Annotated in this window: 17 protein-coding genes; 1 reads left to right on the forward strand and 16 read right to left on the reverse strand. The window is 42.2% G+C overall.

Translation table 11 applies throughout. The annotated features are described in order from the left end of the window. Positions 1 to 12 precede the first annotated feature (12 nt). From OCV57_RS09860 to OCV57_RS09870, 3 genes are all read right to left on the reverse strand, one after another. Positions 13 to 1,686: a bifunctional diguanylate cyclase/phosphodiesterase gene (locus OCV57_RS09860; protein ID WP_267301397.1), complete on the reverse strand. Its 1,674-nt coding sequence runs from the start codon at positions 1,684 to 1,686 to the stop codon at positions 13 to 15. Between the two features lie 153 nt (positions 1,687 to 1,839). Further along, a complete protein-coding gene (locus OCV57_RS09865) occupies positions 1,840 to 2,775 on the reverse strand; it encodes a uridine kinase family protein (protein ID WP_117958331.1) in 936 nt (311 codons plus the stop codon). A 92-nt stretch (positions 2,776 to 2,867) separates the two neighbouring features. After that, positions 2,868 to 4,454, reverse strand: a complete 1,587-nt coding sequence (locus OCV57_RS09870; protein ID WP_046441600.1) for an MBL fold metallo-hydrolase RNA specificity domain-containing protein — start codon at positions 4,452 to 4,454, stop codon at positions 2,868 to 2,870. A gap of 209 nt (positions 4,455 to 4,663) precedes the next feature. Here OCV57_RS09870 and spoIIID point away from each other — a divergent pair, with 209 nt between their 5' ends. Continuing rightward, a complete protein-coding gene (gene spoIIID, locus OCV57_RS09875) occupies positions 4,664 to 4,930 on the forward strand; it encodes a sporulation transcriptional regulator SpoIIID (protein WP_038671255.1) in 267 nt (88 codons plus the stop codon). A 34-nt stretch (positions 4,931 to 4,964) separates the two neighbouring features. Here the strand turns inward: spoIIID and OCV57_RS09880 are convergent, their stop codons facing one another. The 13 genes from OCV57_RS09880 to thrH form a co-directional block, all read right to left on the reverse strand. Further along, positions 4,965 to 6,434, reverse strand: coding sequence for a TrkH family potassium uptake protein (locus tag OCV57_RS09880; RefSeq protein WP_022288582.1), 1,470 nt, complete (start codon positions 6,432 to 6,434; stop codon positions 4,965 to 4,967). A 10-nt stretch (positions 6,435 to 6,444) separates the two neighbouring features. Further along, a complete protein-coding gene (gene trkA, locus OCV57_RS09885; protein ID WP_046441598.1) occupies positions 6,445 to 7,830 on the reverse strand; it encodes a Trk system potassium transporter TrkA in 1,386 nt (461 codons plus the stop codon). Between the two features lie 295 nt (positions 7,831 to 8,125). Then, positions 8,126 to 10,384: an ABC transporter permease gene (locus OCV57_RS09890; RefSeq protein WP_267301399.1), complete on the reverse strand. Its 2,259-nt coding sequence runs from the start codon at positions 10,382 to 10,384 to the stop codon at positions 8,126 to 8,128. Positions 10,385 to 10,395: 11 nt separating this feature from the next. Next, positions 10,396 to 11,094 carry an ABC transporter ATP-binding protein gene (locus OCV57_RS09895; RefSeq protein WP_117865143.1) on the reverse strand — a complete coding sequence of 233 codons (699 nt, stop codon included), beginning with the start codon at positions 11,092 to 11,094 and terminating at the stop codon, positions 10,396 to 10,398. Positions 11,095 to 11,271: 177 nt separating this feature from the next. Then, the gene (locus tag OCV57_RS09900; protein ID WP_022288586.1) at positions 11,272 to 11,649 is read right to left on the reverse strand and encodes a metal-dependent transcriptional regulator; all 378 of its coding nucleotides are present in this window, start codon (positions 11,647 to 11,649) and stop codon (positions 11,272 to 11,274) included. Positions 11,650 to 11,683: 34 nt separating this feature from the next. Then, positions 11,684 to 11,842 (reverse strand): FeoB-associated Cys-rich membrane protein, encoded by a 159-nt coding sequence (locus OCV57_RS09905; protein WP_138339051.1) that lies wholly within the window; start codon positions 11,840 to 11,842, stop codon positions 11,684 to 11,686. A 51-nt stretch (positions 11,843 to 11,893) separates the two neighbouring features. Next, positions 11,894 to 14,383, reverse strand: a complete 2,490-nt coding sequence (gene feoB / locus OCV57_RS09910; protein ID WP_267301400.1) for a ferrous iron transporter B — start codon at positions 14,381 to 14,383, stop codon at positions 11,894 to 11,896. A 104-nt stretch (positions 14,384 to 14,487) separates the two neighbouring features. Further along, positions 14,488 to 14,709 carry a FeoA family protein gene (locus tag OCV57_RS09915; RefSeq protein WP_022288589.1) on the reverse strand — a complete coding sequence of 74 codons (222 nt, stop codon included), beginning with the start codon at positions 14,707 to 14,709 and terminating at the stop codon, positions 14,488 to 14,490. A gap of 69 nt (positions 14,710 to 14,778) precedes the next feature. Further along, complete coding sequence (locus OCV57_RS09920) at positions 14,779 to 14,991, reverse strand: FeoA family protein (RefSeq protein WP_022288590.1); 213 nt, start codon at positions 14,989 to 14,991, stop codon at positions 14,779 to 14,781. A gap of 296 nt (positions 14,992 to 15,287) precedes the next feature. After that, positions 15,288 to 15,695: a flavodoxin gene (locus tag OCV57_RS09925; protein ID WP_267301401.1), complete on the reverse strand. Its 408-nt coding sequence runs from the start codon at positions 15,693 to 15,695 to the stop codon at positions 15,288 to 15,290. A 12-nt stretch (positions 15,696 to 15,707) separates the two neighbouring features. Further along, the gene (locus OCV57_RS09930) at positions 15,708 to 16,280 is read right to left on the reverse strand and encodes a DUF3793 family protein (RefSeq protein ID WP_038671240.1); all 573 of its coding nucleotides are present in this window, start codon (positions 16,278 to 16,280) and stop codon (positions 15,708 to 15,710) included. 43 nt (positions 16,281 to 16,323) lie between these two features. Next, entirely contained in the window at positions 16,324 to 16,623 is a 300-nt protein-coding gene (locus tag OCV57_RS09935) for a DUF2325 domain-containing protein (RefSeq protein ID WP_022288593.1), read from the reverse strand. 372 nt (positions 16,624 to 16,995) lie between these two features. Next, positions 16,996 to 17,598 carry a bifunctional phosphoserine phosphatase/homoserine phosphotransferase ThrH gene (thrH, locus tag OCV57_RS09940; protein WP_038673078.1) on the reverse strand — a complete coding sequence of 201 codons (603 nt, stop codon included), beginning with the start codon at positions 17,596 to 17,598 and terminating at the stop codon, positions 16,996 to 16,998. Positions 17,599 to 17,672: the final 74 nt, after the last annotated feature.

The raw sequence follows: 17,672 nt of genomic DNA on the forward strand, positions 1-17,672 counted from the left end.
TCCTTTTATTTATCAGTTATAACCGCAGGCAAGCCGTTTTTCAAACTCAGCCGCGGGCAGAGGCTTGTCAAACACAAAGCCCTGAACAGCGTCACAGCCAACTTCTCTGAGATAGTCAAGCTGCTGCTCAGTTTCAACTCCCTCGGCGATAGTTTCCTTGCCAAGCTTTTTAACCATTTTTATAATGTAATAGAACATTATAAGATCTTTATCCTTGCCCTCATAATCCTTTTCAAGAGGAATAAAGGACTTGTCTATCTTTATTACCTGCAGATCAACATTCTTTATCATATTGAGCGATGAAAAGCCAGTACCAAAATCGTCCATAGATGTGACGATACCATTAGCTCTCAGACCATTCACGATCTCTGTGATAAGCTCAAAATTCTGATAATCCTCGCTTTCAGTAAGCTCTATTTCTATAAGCTGGTGATCAAGCTCGTATTTGTCGATCAAGGCAACTATATTACCTATCATATTTTTTTCTTCCAGGTGCTTCCTCGAAAAATTCACTGATATCCTCAAAGGTTCAAAACCCATATCTATGCGTTTTCTCAGCCATTTGCAAACTTCTTCAAGCACATAGTAGTCAAGCTTTATTATGCTTCCGTCATTCGTAAGAAGCGGAACAAACTCCACCGGTGCTGATAACCTTCCCTTTCTATGCCAACGTACAAGGGCTTCTGCACCAAATATCTCCTTGGTTTCGATGCGTACCTTTGGCTGATAATACACCTCGAACTCACCTGCCATAAGCCCACCCATGAAGTTTGACAGCACTCCCTGAATTTTCATCAGTTCTTGTTTTATATTTTCGGAATACTCCATTACATGGCCTGCACCAACTCGTCTTGCAGCAGAATATGCAATGCTTGCACGAGCCATTACTTCTCTTGGATACCTTATACCCACAGTTGACGAATATCCGATGGTTGCACTAAAAATAAAATCCTTTGATACTTTGCCATCATCATACCTTATGTTCATAAAGCTGAGCATATCAATATATTCTCTGAGCGATTCGTTCTTTACAAGCATAACGAAATTATCGCCGCCAAGTCTTGTGATCATCTCACCATCTGAAAGATTTCGGTATATGGTCTTTGTATAATTACGCAAAACAACATCGCCCTGTTCGTAATTTAATACCTTATTTACATATTTGAAGTTATGTATATTGAAAAAGATTATACTGAAATCCTCTATCCTGTTTTGCGCTATAAGCATACCGGCGTGATTTATCAAAGCGTCTAAAGTTGCTGCACCTGTTTCGATATCCGTTTTTATAACATGAGTAACAAGCTCCTGCATAATTACCCTGTTAAATTGGATAAAAACAGTGTTTGCGATTATCTCTACGATATTCCTTTGCTCGTTATCAAAGCCATTGGAATTACCAGAATAAAAGGTCACTGTTATAAAGCCGCCTTCAAACAAAGGAAAACTTGCCTCAAAAGGCTCGTTTTCCACGTCCTTCTCTCTGTCATAAAGCACCATGAGCATATCTGCACCATCTTCACAAAGCTTTGTTGCAGGCATTTTCACTGCAAGCTCCGCTCTGACGATGTCAAGCTTGTCTGCCACAGCAGCCACAGCACTTTTCACCTTGGCACTGCATTCGTCCATATCCGCCGAATCTTCATATATCGTTCGGAAGAAAAGCATCAAATCATTATCAAAATTCATTTTTATCCCCACTAATTTTTTATTCAATGATCACGTTCAGGAAAACGTTTTCAAAAATACCTGTACTTACCTTATTTCATTTTACTACTTTTTATAAAAAAAGTCAAGCAAGCATAGCAAAACGCCGTCCTTTTCCGACGGCGTTTTATCGTCTTAGTAGCTATAGCTGCTCTCACCTACAAACTCCCTTGCAAGGGAATTTACAGGCACACTTTCGAGCATCACCGGCTCTATCTCCTCAAGGGCTTTTAGCATAGGCAAAAAGCGTTCAAAATCCTTATAGCTCCTGCTCTCACGTCGCAGTGTATCCAAAAGATAGTTCTTATACAAGGCAGGCTCATAAGCGTGAAAAGTATCCACTGAAAACTCAGCCCTGTGCTTGTATGGCATTATATACTTGTTCTCGCCAGCCTCAACGCTGTCGAACATATCTAGTGTTTCCGCTGCACTTCTGCCACGGAAAAATCCGTCCCTTATAAGTCTGCGCATAAGCCTGATATAGCAAGGATGCAGAAGCTCACCGTCTTTCAATTCGAGTCTGCTTCTTACACTGACGTACATACATCTTGCATAATCCCCAGCCGCACCTGTGACCTCTGGGTTAAGGGCATGGATACCCTCAAAAACAACTATGTCGTTTTTGTTTCGTCTGAGTCTTTCTCCATCACGCCTGCATTGTTCTGAAAATTCAAACTTAGGCAGAACGACTTCCTCACCGCTGTTTATCTTTTCCATATGCTCATAAAGAAGCTTTCTGTCTATTCTGTCAGGAGATTCATAGTCAGGCTTGCCGTCCTCTCCTATAACAGCGGTGAAGCTGTCAGAAGGCAGAAAATAATCGTCCATAGAGATAGTGTGGGTGTGTATTCCCCTGCTGTCAAGTATTTCCTCTATCTTCAACGCTGTTGTGGTCTTGCCCGCCCCTGACGGACCTGCCAAAAGCAATATAGGCTTCTCCTTTTGATGCTCCTCTATGCTGTCTGCAATGGCAACGAGCTTTTCATTATATTTTCTGTCGCACTCTTCAACAAAAAGCTTTTCGTCATCTCTGACCTTTCTGTTTATAGCACTGACGTGTATCTTCTTCATTGTGTGGTTTGTTCCTTTCGTATGCGTCAGGCAACACCACACATAAAGCGTGCAGTGTTGCCCTGTATCTCATATTATATGTGCAGCAAAAGCTAATCGTTCCACTTTGCGCAGATATTATTTATGGTATCAGTGAGCTTTGCAAGGTCTTTGTTCGTAAGACCTGAGCTTTTGTTTACCAAAGCCGTCAGCCTGTCAAGAGCGCTGAGCAGACGCTGATAGTTAGGCGACGCACCTGTCTTCTTGACTATCTTTATAGGGGTCGTGTTTTTGAACTCGCCGCTTATAAGGTCAAGTTCCGCACCGCTGTATGGCGCAAAGGCGTTAAGCCCGAAATCGTTACGCAAATGCTCCTTATACGCCTCAGCAACTGAATCCTCGCCGTGATTGACAAAGACTTTCTTAGGCGGCTTTTCATAGCTTTTTATCCACCTGTCCAGACCGTCAACGTCAGCATGACCGCTCACGCCGGGAAGCACAAGTATCTCAGCCCTGACAACGATTTCCTCGCCGAAAAGCTTTGCAGTTTTTGCACCCTCCACAAGACTTCTTCCAAGGGTATTCATAGCCTGATAGCCCACAAAAAGTATGGTGTTTTCAGGTTTCCACAAATTGTGTTTGAGGTGGTGTTTTATTCTGCCTGCCTCGCACATACCGCTTGCGGAAATTATTATCTTAGGTGTGTCGATAAAGTTTATGGCTCTTGACTCGTCACTTGTGACAGCGATATTAAGTCCGCTGAAAGTGATAGGATTTATGCCCTTGTTCACATAGGACATTGCTTCCTCGTCAAAGCATGAATTTTTGTTTTTATTGAATATCTGCGTTGCCTCGATAGCAAGTGGAGAATCCACATACACAGGAAAATCCCCATGACCCGTCACCATATTCTCCGCCTTGATATGCCTTATAAAATACAGCAGTTCCTGAGTTCTGCCCACTGCAAATGACGGTATAACAAGGTTTCCTCCCCTATCAAAAGTCTTTTGAATGACCTCTGCAAGACTCTTTGCATAGTCCTTCGGCTTATCATGGCGACGGTTACCATAGGTGGACTCCATTACAACATAATCTGCCTCCGTTATATACTGCGGATCTCTGATAAGAGGCTGGTCAAGGTTTCCTATATCTCCCGAAAATACGATCTTACGTTCTTCACCGTTCTCTGTGAGCCATATCTCAATACTTGATGAGCCAAGCAAGTGACCTGCGTCGATAAAGCGTACCTTTATGCCCTCGGATATCTCCGTCACCTCACTGTATGGGTGTGGGCAAAGGCAGGCAATAGCCGCCTCTGCGTCTGCCATAGTATAGAGTGGCGACACCTCGCCTGTACCCTTACGTTTGCCCTTTCTGCTTCTCCACTCTGCTTCAAACTCCTGAATATGCGCTGAATCTCTCAGCATTATCTCACATAAATTACAAGTGGCCTCCGTTGCGTGTATCTGTCCAGCAAAGCCGCCTGCCGCCAACAGTGGAAGCAGACCTGAATGATCTATATGAGCATGAGTCAGCAATACAAAATCTATATTTCCAGGAGGACAAGGTATCTTCGCATTTTCAAAATAGTCAACGCCCTGCTCCATTCCGAAATCCACCAGAAATCTCTTTCCGCAGGCTTCTATATATGTACAGCTTCCCGTTACCTCATGTGTTGCACCGATAAAATTAAGTTTCATTGCCCTTATCCCCTCGTTTCGTTCATATTCTGTGACAGTATCTCTATCACACTTACATTATAGCACATTCCCAGTGTGATTTCAAGCATTTTGCATAAAAATATTTGATTATCGGCAATTATTTTGTAAAGTCTGAGAGAACGTCAAGTAATAATGATGTAAGGAACAGCATATAGATTACTACAGAAAAATTTAATGGGGTGTGAACAATGAATGGATCCGAAAAGGAACGATGTGTGCTGCTTGGAGAATATGTTGCGGCACACAGAGCCACGGTACGCTGTGCGGCAAAGGAATTTGGCATAAGCAAATCCACAGTACATAAGGATCTGACAGAACGTCTGCCGAAAATCTCTCCTCAGCTTTTCAAAAGCGTAAAAGAGGTCCTTGAGGAAAACAAACGTGAAAGACATATAAGAGGCGGAATAGCGACCAAGCATAAATATGAACAGCAGTTCAAAAAGGCTGTAAAATGAAAAAAGGACGGCTTGAGCCGTCCTTTTTATGTTATCAGAATTTTCTTGCTTCCGCCCTTTTAGAAATAAGATCTTTCCATGCAGAGGGGTGGAAAAGTATCAGCAGAGGGAAAAGCTCCAATCTGCCTGCAAGCATATCGAACATGAAAACGAACTTTGAAAAAACAGAGAAGTTTGAAAAGTTGCCTGCTGGACCTACCTCCGCAAGACCAGGTCCCATGTTATTGATGGTTGTCAGCACAGCAGTAAAGTTTGTTACAAGATCTTTACCATCAAATGCCACCATAAAAACTGATGAAGCAAAAATTATCACGAATGTTACGATATAAACATTTATAGAACGCACTATCTCATGCTCAACAGGTTTGCCGTCAAGGTTTACCTTGCGTATGCTCTTTGGGTGTATATAGGAGTGAAGCTCCTTTATCATTGTCTTGAAAAGCACGATCACTCTTGATACCTTTATACCTCCGCCCGTACTGCCTGCGCAAGCTCCTATGAACATTATAAGCACAAGCACCGTCCGGCATATCTGAGGCCACAGATTAAAGTCAGTGCTTGAAAAGCCCGTACTTGTAATGAGCGACGCCACCTGAAATACTGATTTTGTAAGTGCGTCAAAAATGCTAACACAGCGATCGAGGATATTTGCGAATATTATAGCTGTGGCAATGAGGATTATAGCAAAATAGCACCGTACTTCCTCCATTTTGAATGCCTTTTTAAAGTGCCTGTATATAATATAATAGTATGCGTTAAAATTCACGCCAAACAGTATCATGAAAATGGCAACCACCCACTGCAAATATGGCGAATAGCTTCCTAAGCTGTCGTTCTTGACTCCAAAACCACCCGTGCCTGCCGTTCCAACGGCTGTACAAATGCTGTCAAACACAGGCATTTTGCCAATAATAAGGAAAATAAATTCCAATATGGTCATGCCAAAATAGATTATATAAAGTATCCTTGCGGTATATTTCATCTTTGGAACAAGCTTGCCCACTGATGGTCCAGGGCTTTCCGCCCTCATAAGATTTATATTTGAGCCACCGCTCAGCGGTATGATAGCAAGCAGGAAAACTAAAACTCCCATACCGCCTATCCAGTGCGTGAAGCTTCGCCAAAAAAGTGCAGTATGAGAAAGCGCCTCAACATTGGTAAGGATCGAAGCACCAGTTGTTGTAAAGCCGGAAACTGTTTCAAACATAGCATCCGTGAAGCTTGGTATCTCTCCGCTTATCCAAAAAGGCATACACCCAACAAGGCTCATAACTATCCAGCTCAAAGATGTTGCTATACAACCCTCTTTGAGATAAAACACATAGTTTTTAGGCTTTTTCCAAGCCATTACCACGCCAAAAGCAAGGCACACAATGGCTGTTCCAAGATAATAAAGTCCCACGCCTTCCCCGTAAACCAGCGACACTATGCAAGGCAGCAGCAAAAAGCAGGCTTCCATTCGCATAACGTTTCCTAAAATATATCGAATGATCGAGCTGTTCATATTTCCTCCGCTATTTCAGAATATCAGTGATATCGTTAAATCCCGTATGAGTAGTGACGACCATTACAGTGTCGCCCCTCTCTATAGTATCCTGACCGCTCGGGATAATGATCTTGCCGTTTCGGTTTATGAACGCCACAAGCAAATGTCTTTTTAAATCAAGAGCCTGAAGCGGTGTACCTGTGACCTCTGACTCCTGATCCACCTTGAACTCGATAGCTTCTACTCTATGATCGAACAAATGATACAGCGTTTCAATATTGCTATCTCCCGATTCGTTCTTCGCACGGACGTAAGCTATTATCGCCTCAGAGGTGATATATCTTGGATATACTACGCTTCCAAGGTCCAGTCTGCTTATAACGTCCTTGAAGTTTATCCTGTTTATCTTTGTGATAGTCTTAGCATTTGACACCTGTCTGGCATGAAGAGTGAGCAAGATATTTTCTTCGTCTATTCCCGTGAGAGCCACAAATGACTCTGCATACTCTATGCCCTCTTCCTTCAGAAGTTCCTCGTCAGTGCCATCACCGTTTATTATTATCGCCTTTGGCAAAAGCACGCTGAGATCCTCACAGCGCTGTCTGTCATTCTCGATTATCTTGACGTTGATCCCCATGCCAATAAGACGTTTTGCAAGATAATAAGCCGCCTTGCCGCCGCCTATTATCATTGTGTTCTTCACCTGATTTGTCTTCACACTGAGATCCTCAAAGAATGTTCTTGAAAAATTTCTTTGGGTGCAAAATGAGATAACATCATTCTTTTTCATTGTGAAATCGCCAGATGGAATATATATTTCCCCTTCTCTCTCAACAACACATATAAGCAGGCTTGTTGCCGTTTTACGGCTAAGCTCAGCGATCGTAGTGCCGACAAGAGGATTTCCCTCAGGTATCTTATACTTTATAAGCTCCGCCTGACCATTTGCAAAGGTGTTTACCTCAAGAGCTGTTGGCAGACAAAGTATTCTTGACGCTTCTCTTGAAGCCTCAAGCTCAGGATTTATGACCATTGCAAGACCAAGCTTCTCTCTTAGATAGACTATCTCCTTGCTGTAATCAGGTGTTCTTACTCTTGCTATAGCTGAACACTTCGCTACTCTCTTGGCAAGTGTACAACAAAGCAGGTTAAGCTCATCAGACTCTGTGACAGCAATTATAAGGTCGGCGTTCTCTATGCCGGCATCCTGCTGAACGCTAAAACTTGCGCCATTCCCTACGATACCCATAATGTCATAAAGACTACTGAGTTCCTGTATCTTCTTTGCATTCTTGTCGACTATCGTGATATCGTGGCCCTCTTTCACAAGCTGTTCAACAAGGGTCGTACCTACTTTTCCGCAGCCCACAATGATAATATTCAAACCGCCTGCAGGCTTCTTTTGTTTACTCATATTTTTCCTCCCACCGAATGACATACTGCCATTCACAGCAGTTCTCTGCACTTCTTCTCTTCATTAAGCAGAGCCTGATCATCAAAAGCGTATAATTCCATATCATATAATGTATCACCATGCTGTTAATAATATGTTAAAGCATAGTAAAGATATTAATAAAATTTACGACGATTGCCTAACTCATTTTTCCAAATTAGCGATTTTCAAAAAAAGTTATAAAAAACACAAAAAAACTGTGCCGCCGATACATACCGACAGCACAGCTCAATTAAGAAAGAATGATTTGGAAGAATTACTCTACATTTTTGAGTGCCTCATCAAGAGGTACTTTCTTTACACGTCTTGTAAGAATAAATGCTATCACCGCATATGAAACGATACCGAGCAACGGCACTTCAACAAATATTTTTGCTGGCACATAATATGGCATCCAGCCTGAATACTGAGCGAAAGCAACTTTGAATATATACTTCAAAGTAACATTTACTATAGGAACAGTCAGCAGCATTGAGGCTATAACGACTATGGTCGTAGTCGTTATATAAAGGCTGTTTATTTCCCTGTTGTTGTAACCCAGTATCTTTGTCATAGAAATAGACTGGCTGTTCTTTTCTATTATGACCTTTGAAAGAAGATAAACAATTAGCATGAACATTATAACACCCGCTGTCGCAAACATACTTATCATAGAACCCATAGACAGTATGAGCTGTCGTGATGTTTTTGTCAGGTCGTCTTTCGTTATAGTTGTCGCAATATACAGATCGTCTATATCCTTTATCTTTGTATTGGAGAAATAACCATTAAAATACCCGTCCTCAAGTTCAAAGGTCTTTATGAAGTCGCTGTCTGTCAGATAAACTGCTATAGTTGCAGGATCGTCATAGATACCCTCTACCTTAAAATTGTATTTTTTATCTCCGTAAGACTCTTTCAGCGTCACTTCATCGCCGACCTCTATGTTATACTTCTGAGCATAACCATCAGAGATAAACGCTCCGCCGTCTTTTATATCTGCATGAACGAACTTGCTGTTTTCTTTAACTCCGTAAATTGTAGCCGTTTCCTCTTTTAGCTTGTCATCGACAGTTTTAAGAGAGCCTGAACAGTATTTCTCTACACCCTCTGTTTTAGTTTCAACAGGCATTTTCAGCACATACTGATATTTGCTTATCATATTATCTTCTATTATATCCTGATAATGAAGAAGCATAGGCTTCATGCCAAGGCCAAAGAAGATGATAACATTGGCAAAAAGAATGCCAACAAACACTGTAATATAGTTAGGAATGTTCTGGAAGATGACTCTAAGTCTGAAACGCTTTAATATGCCTATCCTTGTGTTGAGCTTAAAAGCCTTTTTCTTCTGACGCTTTTTAAGATCACGCCTTAAGAATTTAAGCGGTGAAAGACTTAGTTTATTTACAAGCATTACAAGGTTTATTACGAAAAGTATTATAAGAGGAACTACTGTCGTCTTTATAAACGCATCTGCGTTCCAGATCGTTTTGTATGTTGGCAGACTGTAGCTTCCATAGTACGCTTTGACCGCAAAATCCTTAAAGCAGGTGTAACCCAGTATGTTGCCTACAATGGCAGATACAAGCACGACTATCATAGGCGTTGCAAGATAATGTCTAACAAGCTCGCCCTTTGTGTAGCCTGAGGCTCTGAGCGTACCTATAACGTTTGCTTCTTTTGCAATAGTGTTTCCCGTTGTTATAGCAAAAACAAATGCGATTATGACCATAACAAGATAAAGAAAAACTGTTATCATGGTGTTATCGCCCTTGATATCGTCGCCTGTAAAATGTATCGCCTGATTTGAGTATTCCGGAATAAACTGAGTGAGCATTGAGATTCCATTTATATGCTTCATGACCTTCTCAGCCATATCCTGAGCTTCCTCGTCGTCTGCCGGGGTTTTATCATATTTCCATGAGTAGCTGTAATGAAGATCAGCCTCACCATAATCGTCAAAAAGCGTATCGGTAACGATAGCTACACCGAACTTCAAAGCGTCAAACATCATATCAGACGGATTAGAATACAGTGCGCTGTAATCTGAAAGCGCAACAAGACCTGTTATCTTAAGCTTCTTGCCGCCGACCGTCAGGCTGTCGCCAACTTTAAGCTTGTTATTGTCAGCATACATTCTGTCAATAGCGATCTCGTCATCAGTAGAAGGAAGCTCACCGTCCATTATACATATCCTGTCGATATCCTTACGATTTTTGAAAAGCCTGATAGTGCTGTCAACTTCTTTTGTTTCTTTGTCAAGATAAAAATTTTCGTATACCTTTATCTTCTCCTCACCGTCCTCTATCTTCTTGATAGCATCATCATCGGCTTTTTGAAGAAGTTCAAAATTTCCGCTCTCGATATTGTATTTCTCAAAGCTTTCGTCATAAGCAACAGACATACTGCCTGCCGCAACAAGAAAGCCTGATACTATGCCTATCATCATTGTGATGAACAAAAATAGAACGATGTATTTTCCTATTTCGCCCTTAAGCTCTCTGGGCAAACGCTTGATAAGAGGGTTTTTCATGCTGCCCCTCCTTACCAATCAAGCTCTGCAGCTGTGAGCTTAGTTTCATTAAGATAATTCTTTCTTATCATACCATCTCTAAGCTTTACAACTCTGTCAGCCATTTGCTTGATAGCATCATTATGCGTTACCATTATGATAGTGTTGCCATACTTCTTGTTTACGTCCTCTATAAGCTGTAATATCTCCTTGGAGGTATTGTAGTCAAGCGCACCTGTAGGCTCGTCGCAGAGCAGGATATCAGGGTTCTTGACGATAGCTCTGCCAATAGCAGTTCTCTGCTGCTGACCTCCCGAAAGCTGATTAGGAAGCTTGTGACGATGCTCGTAAAGCCCAAGGGTTTTAAGCAGGTCGTCAACGTCAAGAGGGTTGTCGCTAAGATATGCGCCTACCTCGATATTCTCCTTGATATTCAGGTTAGGTATAAGGTTGTACATCTGGAAGATATAACCCAAGTGCTTTCTTCTGTAAAGGGTCAATGCCTTTTCGTTCATGTCGGCTGTTTTTTCGCCGTTTATTGAGATATACCCCTCGTCAGCGGCGTCAATTCCTCCTATAATGTTCAGAAGTGTTGATTTACCTGAGCCTGACGGTCCGAGAAGCACGCAGAACTCTCCTTTTTCTATTTCGATATCAATGCCCTTAAGCACTTCAACCCTGCTCTCGCCCTCGCCAAAATGCTTTTTTATGTTCTTTATTTCAAGAAACACCTTCATTCCCCTTTCCAACTATTTATTTTAATAATGTATCTTTGCCGTTTTTAAACGTCATATTATACATATTTGTATGCCATAACTTACTTCACATTGCGGTTAATTGCAGCTAACCGATATATCTGATAAATCCCGCCGAAAAAGGCGGGATCTAACGATATAAATATTACTAATTTAGCCGTTTGTCGTGCTTTGCAAAGCAAAGCTTACAAGCTTGTCGAGAGCGTCATCAGATATCTGAGAAACAATAGCCACCGAGTCATTCTCGGCATTTTTTCTCTCAACGCCTACACGGTTTTCAAGAAAATCCTGAAGTATCACACTTGGAGTATAAAGCTCATTGGCTGCCTTTATGCCCTCAGATGTCAGTGTGATCTCACGGTAAGGCTCTTTGATTATATAACCCTCGTCTATAAGCTTCTGAGTCATCTTGACGGTGCTTGCCTTTGTCACGCCCAGAACAGAAGCTACCTCTGTGGACTTGACAGGTCTGCCGTTCTGACCCAGTCTGTATATGGCAAATAAATACCTTTTCTGTGATTTAGTCAGCATTCAGATGACCTCCCCGAAGTTTATTACTGTTTTATCATAATCTGTGACAGCGAGAAGAATTTGGACAACAGCCGCAGCTGCCACCGCAAGAGCTTTTGCCCTGCTTCTTATCCTTTACGAGCTTGTAAATTATAGCTGCCACGATAGCAGCAAGAATCACTGCAACCAGAATCGTACCGCCTACTGTGTCCATAATTATCCTCCCAACTGTTTATGCAAGATCAGTGATGATATTTGCTTTTTATTATGTGTTTGCGCCTACCTTAACGTCCTTTTCAAGCTTTGTGCTTTCCTTATAAGGTCTAACGAGCATATAGATGATAAGAGCGATAAGAGCTATTGCAAAGATAAGACCGATAACATTCACATTACCAGTGAAGAGGTTGCCAAGCTGATTTACGATAAGTGCGATAACATAAGCAAAACCACACTCGTAGCCAATAGCGAACCAGAACCACTTTCTGCTGTTCATCTCACGCTTGATAGCTCCCATTGCTGCGAAGCAAGGTGCGCAGAGGAGGTTGAAGATAAGGAATGACATACCTGTGATGCCAGTGAATGCAGCACCGATAGCAGAGTAAACTGAACCATCTCCGCCGCCGTAAAGGATACCCATTGTACCAACGATGTTCTCCTTAGCAACAAGACCTGTAACAGCTGCAACAGTTGCCTGCCAGTTGCCCCAGCCAAGAGGTGCGAAGATCCAGCAGATAGCCTTACCGATATGAGCCAGAATACTGTATTCCATCTGGTCTTCTGTGAGCATACCGAACGAACCGTCTACCCAGCCGAAGTATGAAGTGAACCATACAAAGATAGTTGACAGTGTGATGATAGTACCAGCCTTCTTGATGAATGACCAGCCACGCTCCCACATTGATCTGAGTACGTTGCCTACTGTAGGGATATGGTAAGCAGGAAGCTCCATAACGAATGGTGCAGGATCTCCTGCGAACATCTTTGTCTTTTTCAGCATGATACCTGAAATGATGATAGCTGCGATACCGATGAAGTATGCTCCTGTTGCTACCCAAGCAGAGCCACCGAAGATAGCGCCTGCGATCATTGCAATAAATGGTGTCTTAGCACCGCAAGGAATAAATGTTGTTGTCATGACAGTCATACGTCTGTCACGCTCGTTCTCGATAGTTCTTGAAGCCATGATACCAGGTATACCGCAACCTGTACCGATAAGGATCGGAATAAATGACTTTCCTGAAAGACCGAACTTTCTGAAGATCCTGTCCATTACGAATGCGATACGAGCCATGTAACCGCAAGCCTCAAGGATAGCAAGGAGAATGAAGAGTACAAGCATCTGTGGAACGAATCCGAGCACCGCACCAACACCGGCAACGATACCGTCAAGGATAAGACCCTTGAGCCAATCTGCGCAGTTTACTGCGTCAAGACCTCTTTCGATAAGTACAGGGATACCAGGTACCCATACGCCGTAATCCGCTGGGTCTGGATCAGCGAAGCTGTATTTCTCAGCGGCTGCAACTGCAGCTTTCAGATCAGCATACTTAGCTGTTTCTGTTGTTTCTTCAAGTGTTTCCTCGTCCTCTACTGTATAATCAGCAGTTGCGGACTTATCTACTGTAGCAAGCAGGTTGTCTGCTGTTGCCTTAGCAGCGTCAACGTCAAAATCGTCAGCTTCGTTGTCGATAGCCTCGCCGCCCTGCTGCTCGATAAATGCGTTGATTATGTCAAGCGAGCTGCCATATTCGTCAGCAGCGTCCTCAGCGTCAGATGAACCAATGCCGAACAGATGCCAACCGTCACCAAAGAGTCCGTCGTTTGCCCAGTCAGTTGCGGCAGAACCTACTGTTACCATTGAGATATAGTAAACAAGGAACATAACCACTGCAAAGATAGGAAGACCGAGCCAACGGTTCGTTACGATCTTATCGATCTTATCTGATGTTGTAAGACCACCCTGATTTTTCTTTTTATAGCAATCCTTGATTATTGAAGCTATGTAAATGTATCTCTCGTTTGTGATGATACTCTCCGAGTCGTCGTCCATTTCTTTTTCAGCAGCGCAGATATCCTTTTCGATATGGGTCTTTACCTGCTCAGACATACCGAGCTGTTCGATGACCTTCTCATCTCTCTCGAATATCTTTATAGCGTACCATCTCTGCTGTTCTTCAGCAACATCATTGAGGAATGCTTCCTCAATATGAGCGATAGCGTGTTCAACAACACCGTTGAATGAATGCTGAGGTACCATTGGAACTTTTGACTCAGCAGCCTTTACTGCAAGCTCAGCAGCTTCCTTGATACCGGTGCCTTTAAGTGCGGATATCTCGCAGACCTGACAGCCAAGCTCCTTAGCAAGCTGGTCTGTATTTATCTTATCGCCATTCTTTTTAACAACGTCCATCATGTTGATAGCAACAACAACAGGGATACCAAGCTCAACAAGCTGTGTTGTAAGATAAAGGTTTCTTTCGAGGTTTGTACCGTCGATGATATTGAGGATAGCGTCCGGACGCTCGCTTATAAGATAGTTTCTTGCAACTACTTCCTCAAGTGTGTAAGGTGAAAGTGAGTAGATACCAGGAAGGTCCATGATAACTACGTCCTTATGACCCTTGAGCTTACCCTCTTTCTTTTCAACTGTTACGCCCGGCCAGTTACCTACGAACTGGTTTGAACCTGTAAGAGCGTTGAAAAGAGTTGTTTTACCGCAGTTAGGGTTACCTGCGAGAGCAATTTTGATCTCCATACAATTCGATCCTTTCAGAATTTTGGCACTCTGATATATCCTCATCTTCTAAGTACACATCAGCTCTGCCGATGAAATTTTTTGCTGTTTGCCTGAACTATGTATCAGACCGTTTCGATCATCTCAGCGTCAGCCTTCCTGAGCGAAAGCTCATAGCCTCTGACCGTTACTTCAATAGGGTCACCCAAAGGCGCAACCTTTCTTACATGGACTTCAACACCCTTTGTGATGCCCATATCCATGATCCTTCTCTTTACAGCACCAGTGCCGTTGAGCTTCTTCACAGTAACTGTTGAACCGATCTTAGCTTCTTTCAATGTTGCCATAACCTGATCCTCCTAACTATACAAAATATCTTCAAACATATTTATCATGGCTTGACCGCCAAATGTTTCCTATACCATTATCTTCGCAGCCATTTCCTTTGAAACAGCTACTCTTGATTCTTTGACCTTAACGATAACGTTTCCTCCGATAGTGCTTACTACCGTTACCGTTCCACCTGCGACAAAACCCAGATTTTCAAGAAACTTTCTTGTTTCAGGTTTTCCGCCTACTTTCTTTATCATGTTTTCTTCCCCTACGTTTGCAAATGTCAGCGGCATCATTCAGACCCTCCTGTTCTTTTGTCAGTATCAAAAGTTAGACTTATCTAACTTTCAGGCTTATTAAAAGGGTTAGCATTTTCTAACCCGTAATATAGTTTAGCATGGCTAACCGAATTTGTCAAGACTAAATGTGCCGTTTTTTTAATTTTGTAAGCTTGCACAAAATCATAAGTTAGTTAAGCATAACTTTAGTTAGTTTTTAATAACTCAATTACTGCACAAACGCAGACAGAAAAGCAAAACTGCCTTTTTCCGCCTGCGTTTGCAGTTTACATTATTACATTAGAGATATATGCTTACTTAGCAAGAGCCTCGCCCAAAGCCTTGCAGCTTGCGAGAGCGTCGTCGTCAGGAGTTTCGTTTACAATAAGTCCCTCGCCATTTACAAGTGTTGCACCGTCGCCCGTAACTCTGTCCTGCCACTGACGCATCCACTCGCCGTCACCCCAGCCGTACGAGCCGAAGAGTGCTATCTTCTTTCCTGAGAGCTTGCCCTCTATACCTGCGAAAAATGGTTCGAACTCACTTTCCTCAAGCTCCTCTGCACCCATTGCAGGGCATCCAAGAGCTATTGCGTCATAATCCTCAACATTGCCGCTGAACTCAGAAACTGCGAAGCACTCTGCGCCTGCACCCTCTGCAACTGCCTTTGCCATAGCCTCTGTGTTGCCTGTACCGCTCCAATAAATTACTGCTGTTTTCATTATGATTACCTCCTAAGAAATTTTCAGGGCTTGGTAAATGCTTTCACCCTGAGCAAGTTTATTACACAGATAATTTCTGCACTTGTCATAATTGCTGAAAATACGTCTTGCTCTGTTTTCGTCAGAGTAGACTTTCCAATATCCGCAAAGAAGATAGTTTCTTCCCTTGTTCTGTATGAACCCTGTAACATCATCAACAGGATAGCCTAGAAACAGACCTATCTCATGAGGAAAATCCTCACTTGCGGATATTCTTCCAGACAGCCTTTCAAGCTGCTGTTCAAGGGTCATACGGCTGTCATAGCCAAAGCTTTCAAGAAGCTTTCTTACTCTGTTGTCTGCAAGTCTGTCAGATAAAAGCTTTTCGTTATAGAGAAAAAGCAGCTTTCTGCTTTTGCACTCGCAAAGCACTGTTAGCTTCATGCCCTTTGTATATGCCCTGCTGTTAAAAAGCTCGACATTCTCTTCAAGCCCGTCCTTGTTCTTTTCCATTGACATAAGACAGGCAGGCTTTATTCCAAGCATTGCAGGGGCAAGATGATAAGCCATGCTTTTTTCAAAATTTCTCAGCTCAGACTGTGACATAGTCCCTCCTTTGGTTAGAAATTCCTAACCTATACATATAAATCTATGCGTTTACAACGCCTTTAGTACAATATTTTTCAAGCACGTTCTTCAAAGCCGAACAGCTTGATGAATGGCATATAGCCACGGGAAAATCAAGTTTGCTTGCTCTTTGGTTAAGACCATTGAGCATTTTATGTGACACTGTATCAGTAAACACCACTGCCAGATCAGGACTGCCTATCTTCTTATCAAAACCTGTAGGATATTTGATGAACACCTTAGCCTTGCAATCATATGATTTGCAGATATCCTTATAGCGTGTTGCCATACGGTCATTTCCGCCTACTATTATAACGCTCATACTTTTCTGAACTCCTCCTTTTCATTAATTTGGGTTAGTATTTACTAACCATATTCATATTAGCACAAACTAACCCCGTTTGTCAAGGGAAACTTATGTCAGAAGTATAAACTTTTCATATGATAAAATATTCACGGCAAAAGCGAAGATACTATATATAATATGCGTTACATATCGCAGATTATGTTTGGTATTGTTTTGCAAAAAAATACGGCGAAGTGCCAAAAGACACAACGCCGTAAAAAAACAAATATTATTTGCTTAAAAGCTCTGCGAATTGTTTCATGAATGCATCGCAGACAGTGACAAAGCCGCTGTTATTATAAGTGATATTACCTTTTTCATCTATGTTTTTCCTCTGTCTAAAAACTATTAGTCCATAGCAGCCTTTATTGCAGCCATAAGCTCATCATATGTTTCATAAGCAGGAAGCTCAGGATATTCAGCCTTTATGCTGTCTGTGCTTCTGAAAAGGAAGCCTGCCTTGCTTGCCTGAATCATGCCAAGGTCATTGTGGCTGTCACCGCTTGCGATAGTTTCAAAGCCGATAGACTGGAGAGCCTTTACAGTTGTGAGTTTTGACTTTTCACATCTCATCTTGAAGCCTGTGATCTCGCCGTTGTCAGCAACTTCAAGAGTGTTGCAGAAGATAGTAGGATAACCAAGCTTCTTCATAAGAGGACCTGCAAACTGTGAGAAAGTATCGCTGATGATTATTACCTGTGTGAAGCTTCTCAGCTCGTCAAGGAACTCCTTTGCGCCTGGCATTGGGTCGATAGTTGCGATAGTATCCTGAATTTCCTTAAGACCAAGACCATGCTCCTTAAGAATGTTGATACGGTATTTCATAAGCTTGTCATAGTCAGGCTCATCTCTTGTTGTTCTTTTAAGCTCAGGGATACCTGTAGCCTCAGCAAAAGCTATCCATATCTCAGGAACGAGAACTCCCTCAAGGTCAAGACAAGTGATATACATACTCATAATTATTTCCTCCTTAGAAATATACAATAAAATTCGTAATTTGATTATACCATACTTTTTATAATAAT

This window comes from Hominimerdicola aceti (assembly GCF_025567495.1).
Taxonomy (GTDB): domain Bacteria; phylum Bacillota; class Clostridia; order Oscillospirales; family Ruminococcaceae; genus Hominimerdicola; species Hominimerdicola aceti.

What these genes read in the sequence shown, in the direction of transcription:
- OCV57_RS09860 (WP_267301397.1), bottom strand. Translation starts at nt 1,686, where the DNA reads ATGAATTTTGATAATGATTTGATGCTTTTCTTCCGAACGATATATGAA.
- OCV57_RS09865 (WP_117958331.1), bottom strand. Translation starts at nt 2,775, where the DNA reads ATGAAGAAGATACACGTCAGTGCTATAAACAGAAAGGTCAGAGATGAC.
- OCV57_RS09870 (WP_046441600.1), bottom strand. Translation starts at nt 4,454, where the DNA reads ATGAAACTTAATTTTATCGGTGCAACACATGAGGTAACGGGAAGCTGT.
- spoIIID (WP_038671255.1), top strand. Translation starts at nt 4,664, where the DNA reads ATGAATGGATCCGAAAAGGAACGATGTGTGCTGCTTGGAGAATATGTT.
- OCV57_RS09880 (WP_022288582.1), bottom strand. Translation starts at nt 6,434, where the DNA reads ATGAACAGCTCGATCATTCGATATATTTTAGGAAACGTTATGCGAATG.
- trkA (WP_046441598.1), bottom strand. Translation starts at nt 7,830, where the DNA reads ATGAGTAAACAAAAGAAGCCTGCAGGCGGTTTGAATATTATCATTGTG.
- OCV57_RS09890 (WP_267301399.1), bottom strand. Translation starts at nt 10,384, where the DNA reads ATGAAAAACCCTCTTATCAAGCGTTTGCCCAGAGAGCTTAAGGGCGAA.
- OCV57_RS09900 (WP_022288586.1), bottom strand. Translation starts at nt 11,649, where the DNA reads ATGCTGACTAAATCACAGAAAAGGTATTTATTTGCCATATACAGACTG.
- OCV57_RS09905 (WP_138339051.1), bottom strand. Translation starts at nt 11,842, where the DNA reads ATGGACACAGTAGGCGGTACGATTCTGGTTGCAGTGATTCTTGCTGCT.
- feoB (WP_267301400.1), bottom strand. Translation starts at nt 14,383, where the DNA reads ATGGAGATCAAAATTGCTCTCGCAGGTAACCCTAACTGCGGTAAAACA.
- OCV57_RS09915 (WP_022288589.1), bottom strand. Translation starts at nt 14,709, where the DNA reads ATGGCAACATTGAAAGAAGCTAAGATCGGTTCAACAGTTACTGTGAAG.
- OCV57_RS09920 (WP_022288590.1), bottom strand. Translation starts at nt 14,991, where the DNA reads ATGATGCCGCTGACATTTGCAAACGTAGGGGAAGAAAACATGATAAAG.
- OCV57_RS09925 (WP_267301401.1), bottom strand. Translation starts at nt 15,695, where the DNA reads ATGAAAACAGCAGTAATTTATTGGAGCGGTACAGGCAACACAGAGGCT.
- OCV57_RS09930 (WP_038671240.1), bottom strand. Translation starts at nt 16,280, where the DNA reads ATGTCACAGTCTGAGCTGAGAAATTTTGAAAAAAGCATGGCTTATCAT.
- OCV57_RS09935 (WP_022288593.1), bottom strand. Translation starts at nt 16,623, where the DNA reads ATGAGCGTTATAATAGTAGGCGGAAATGACCGTATGGCAACACGCTAT.
- thrH (WP_038673078.1), bottom strand. Translation starts at nt 17,598, where the DNA reads ATGTATATCACTTGTCTTGACCTTGAGGGAGTTCTCGTTCCTGAGATA.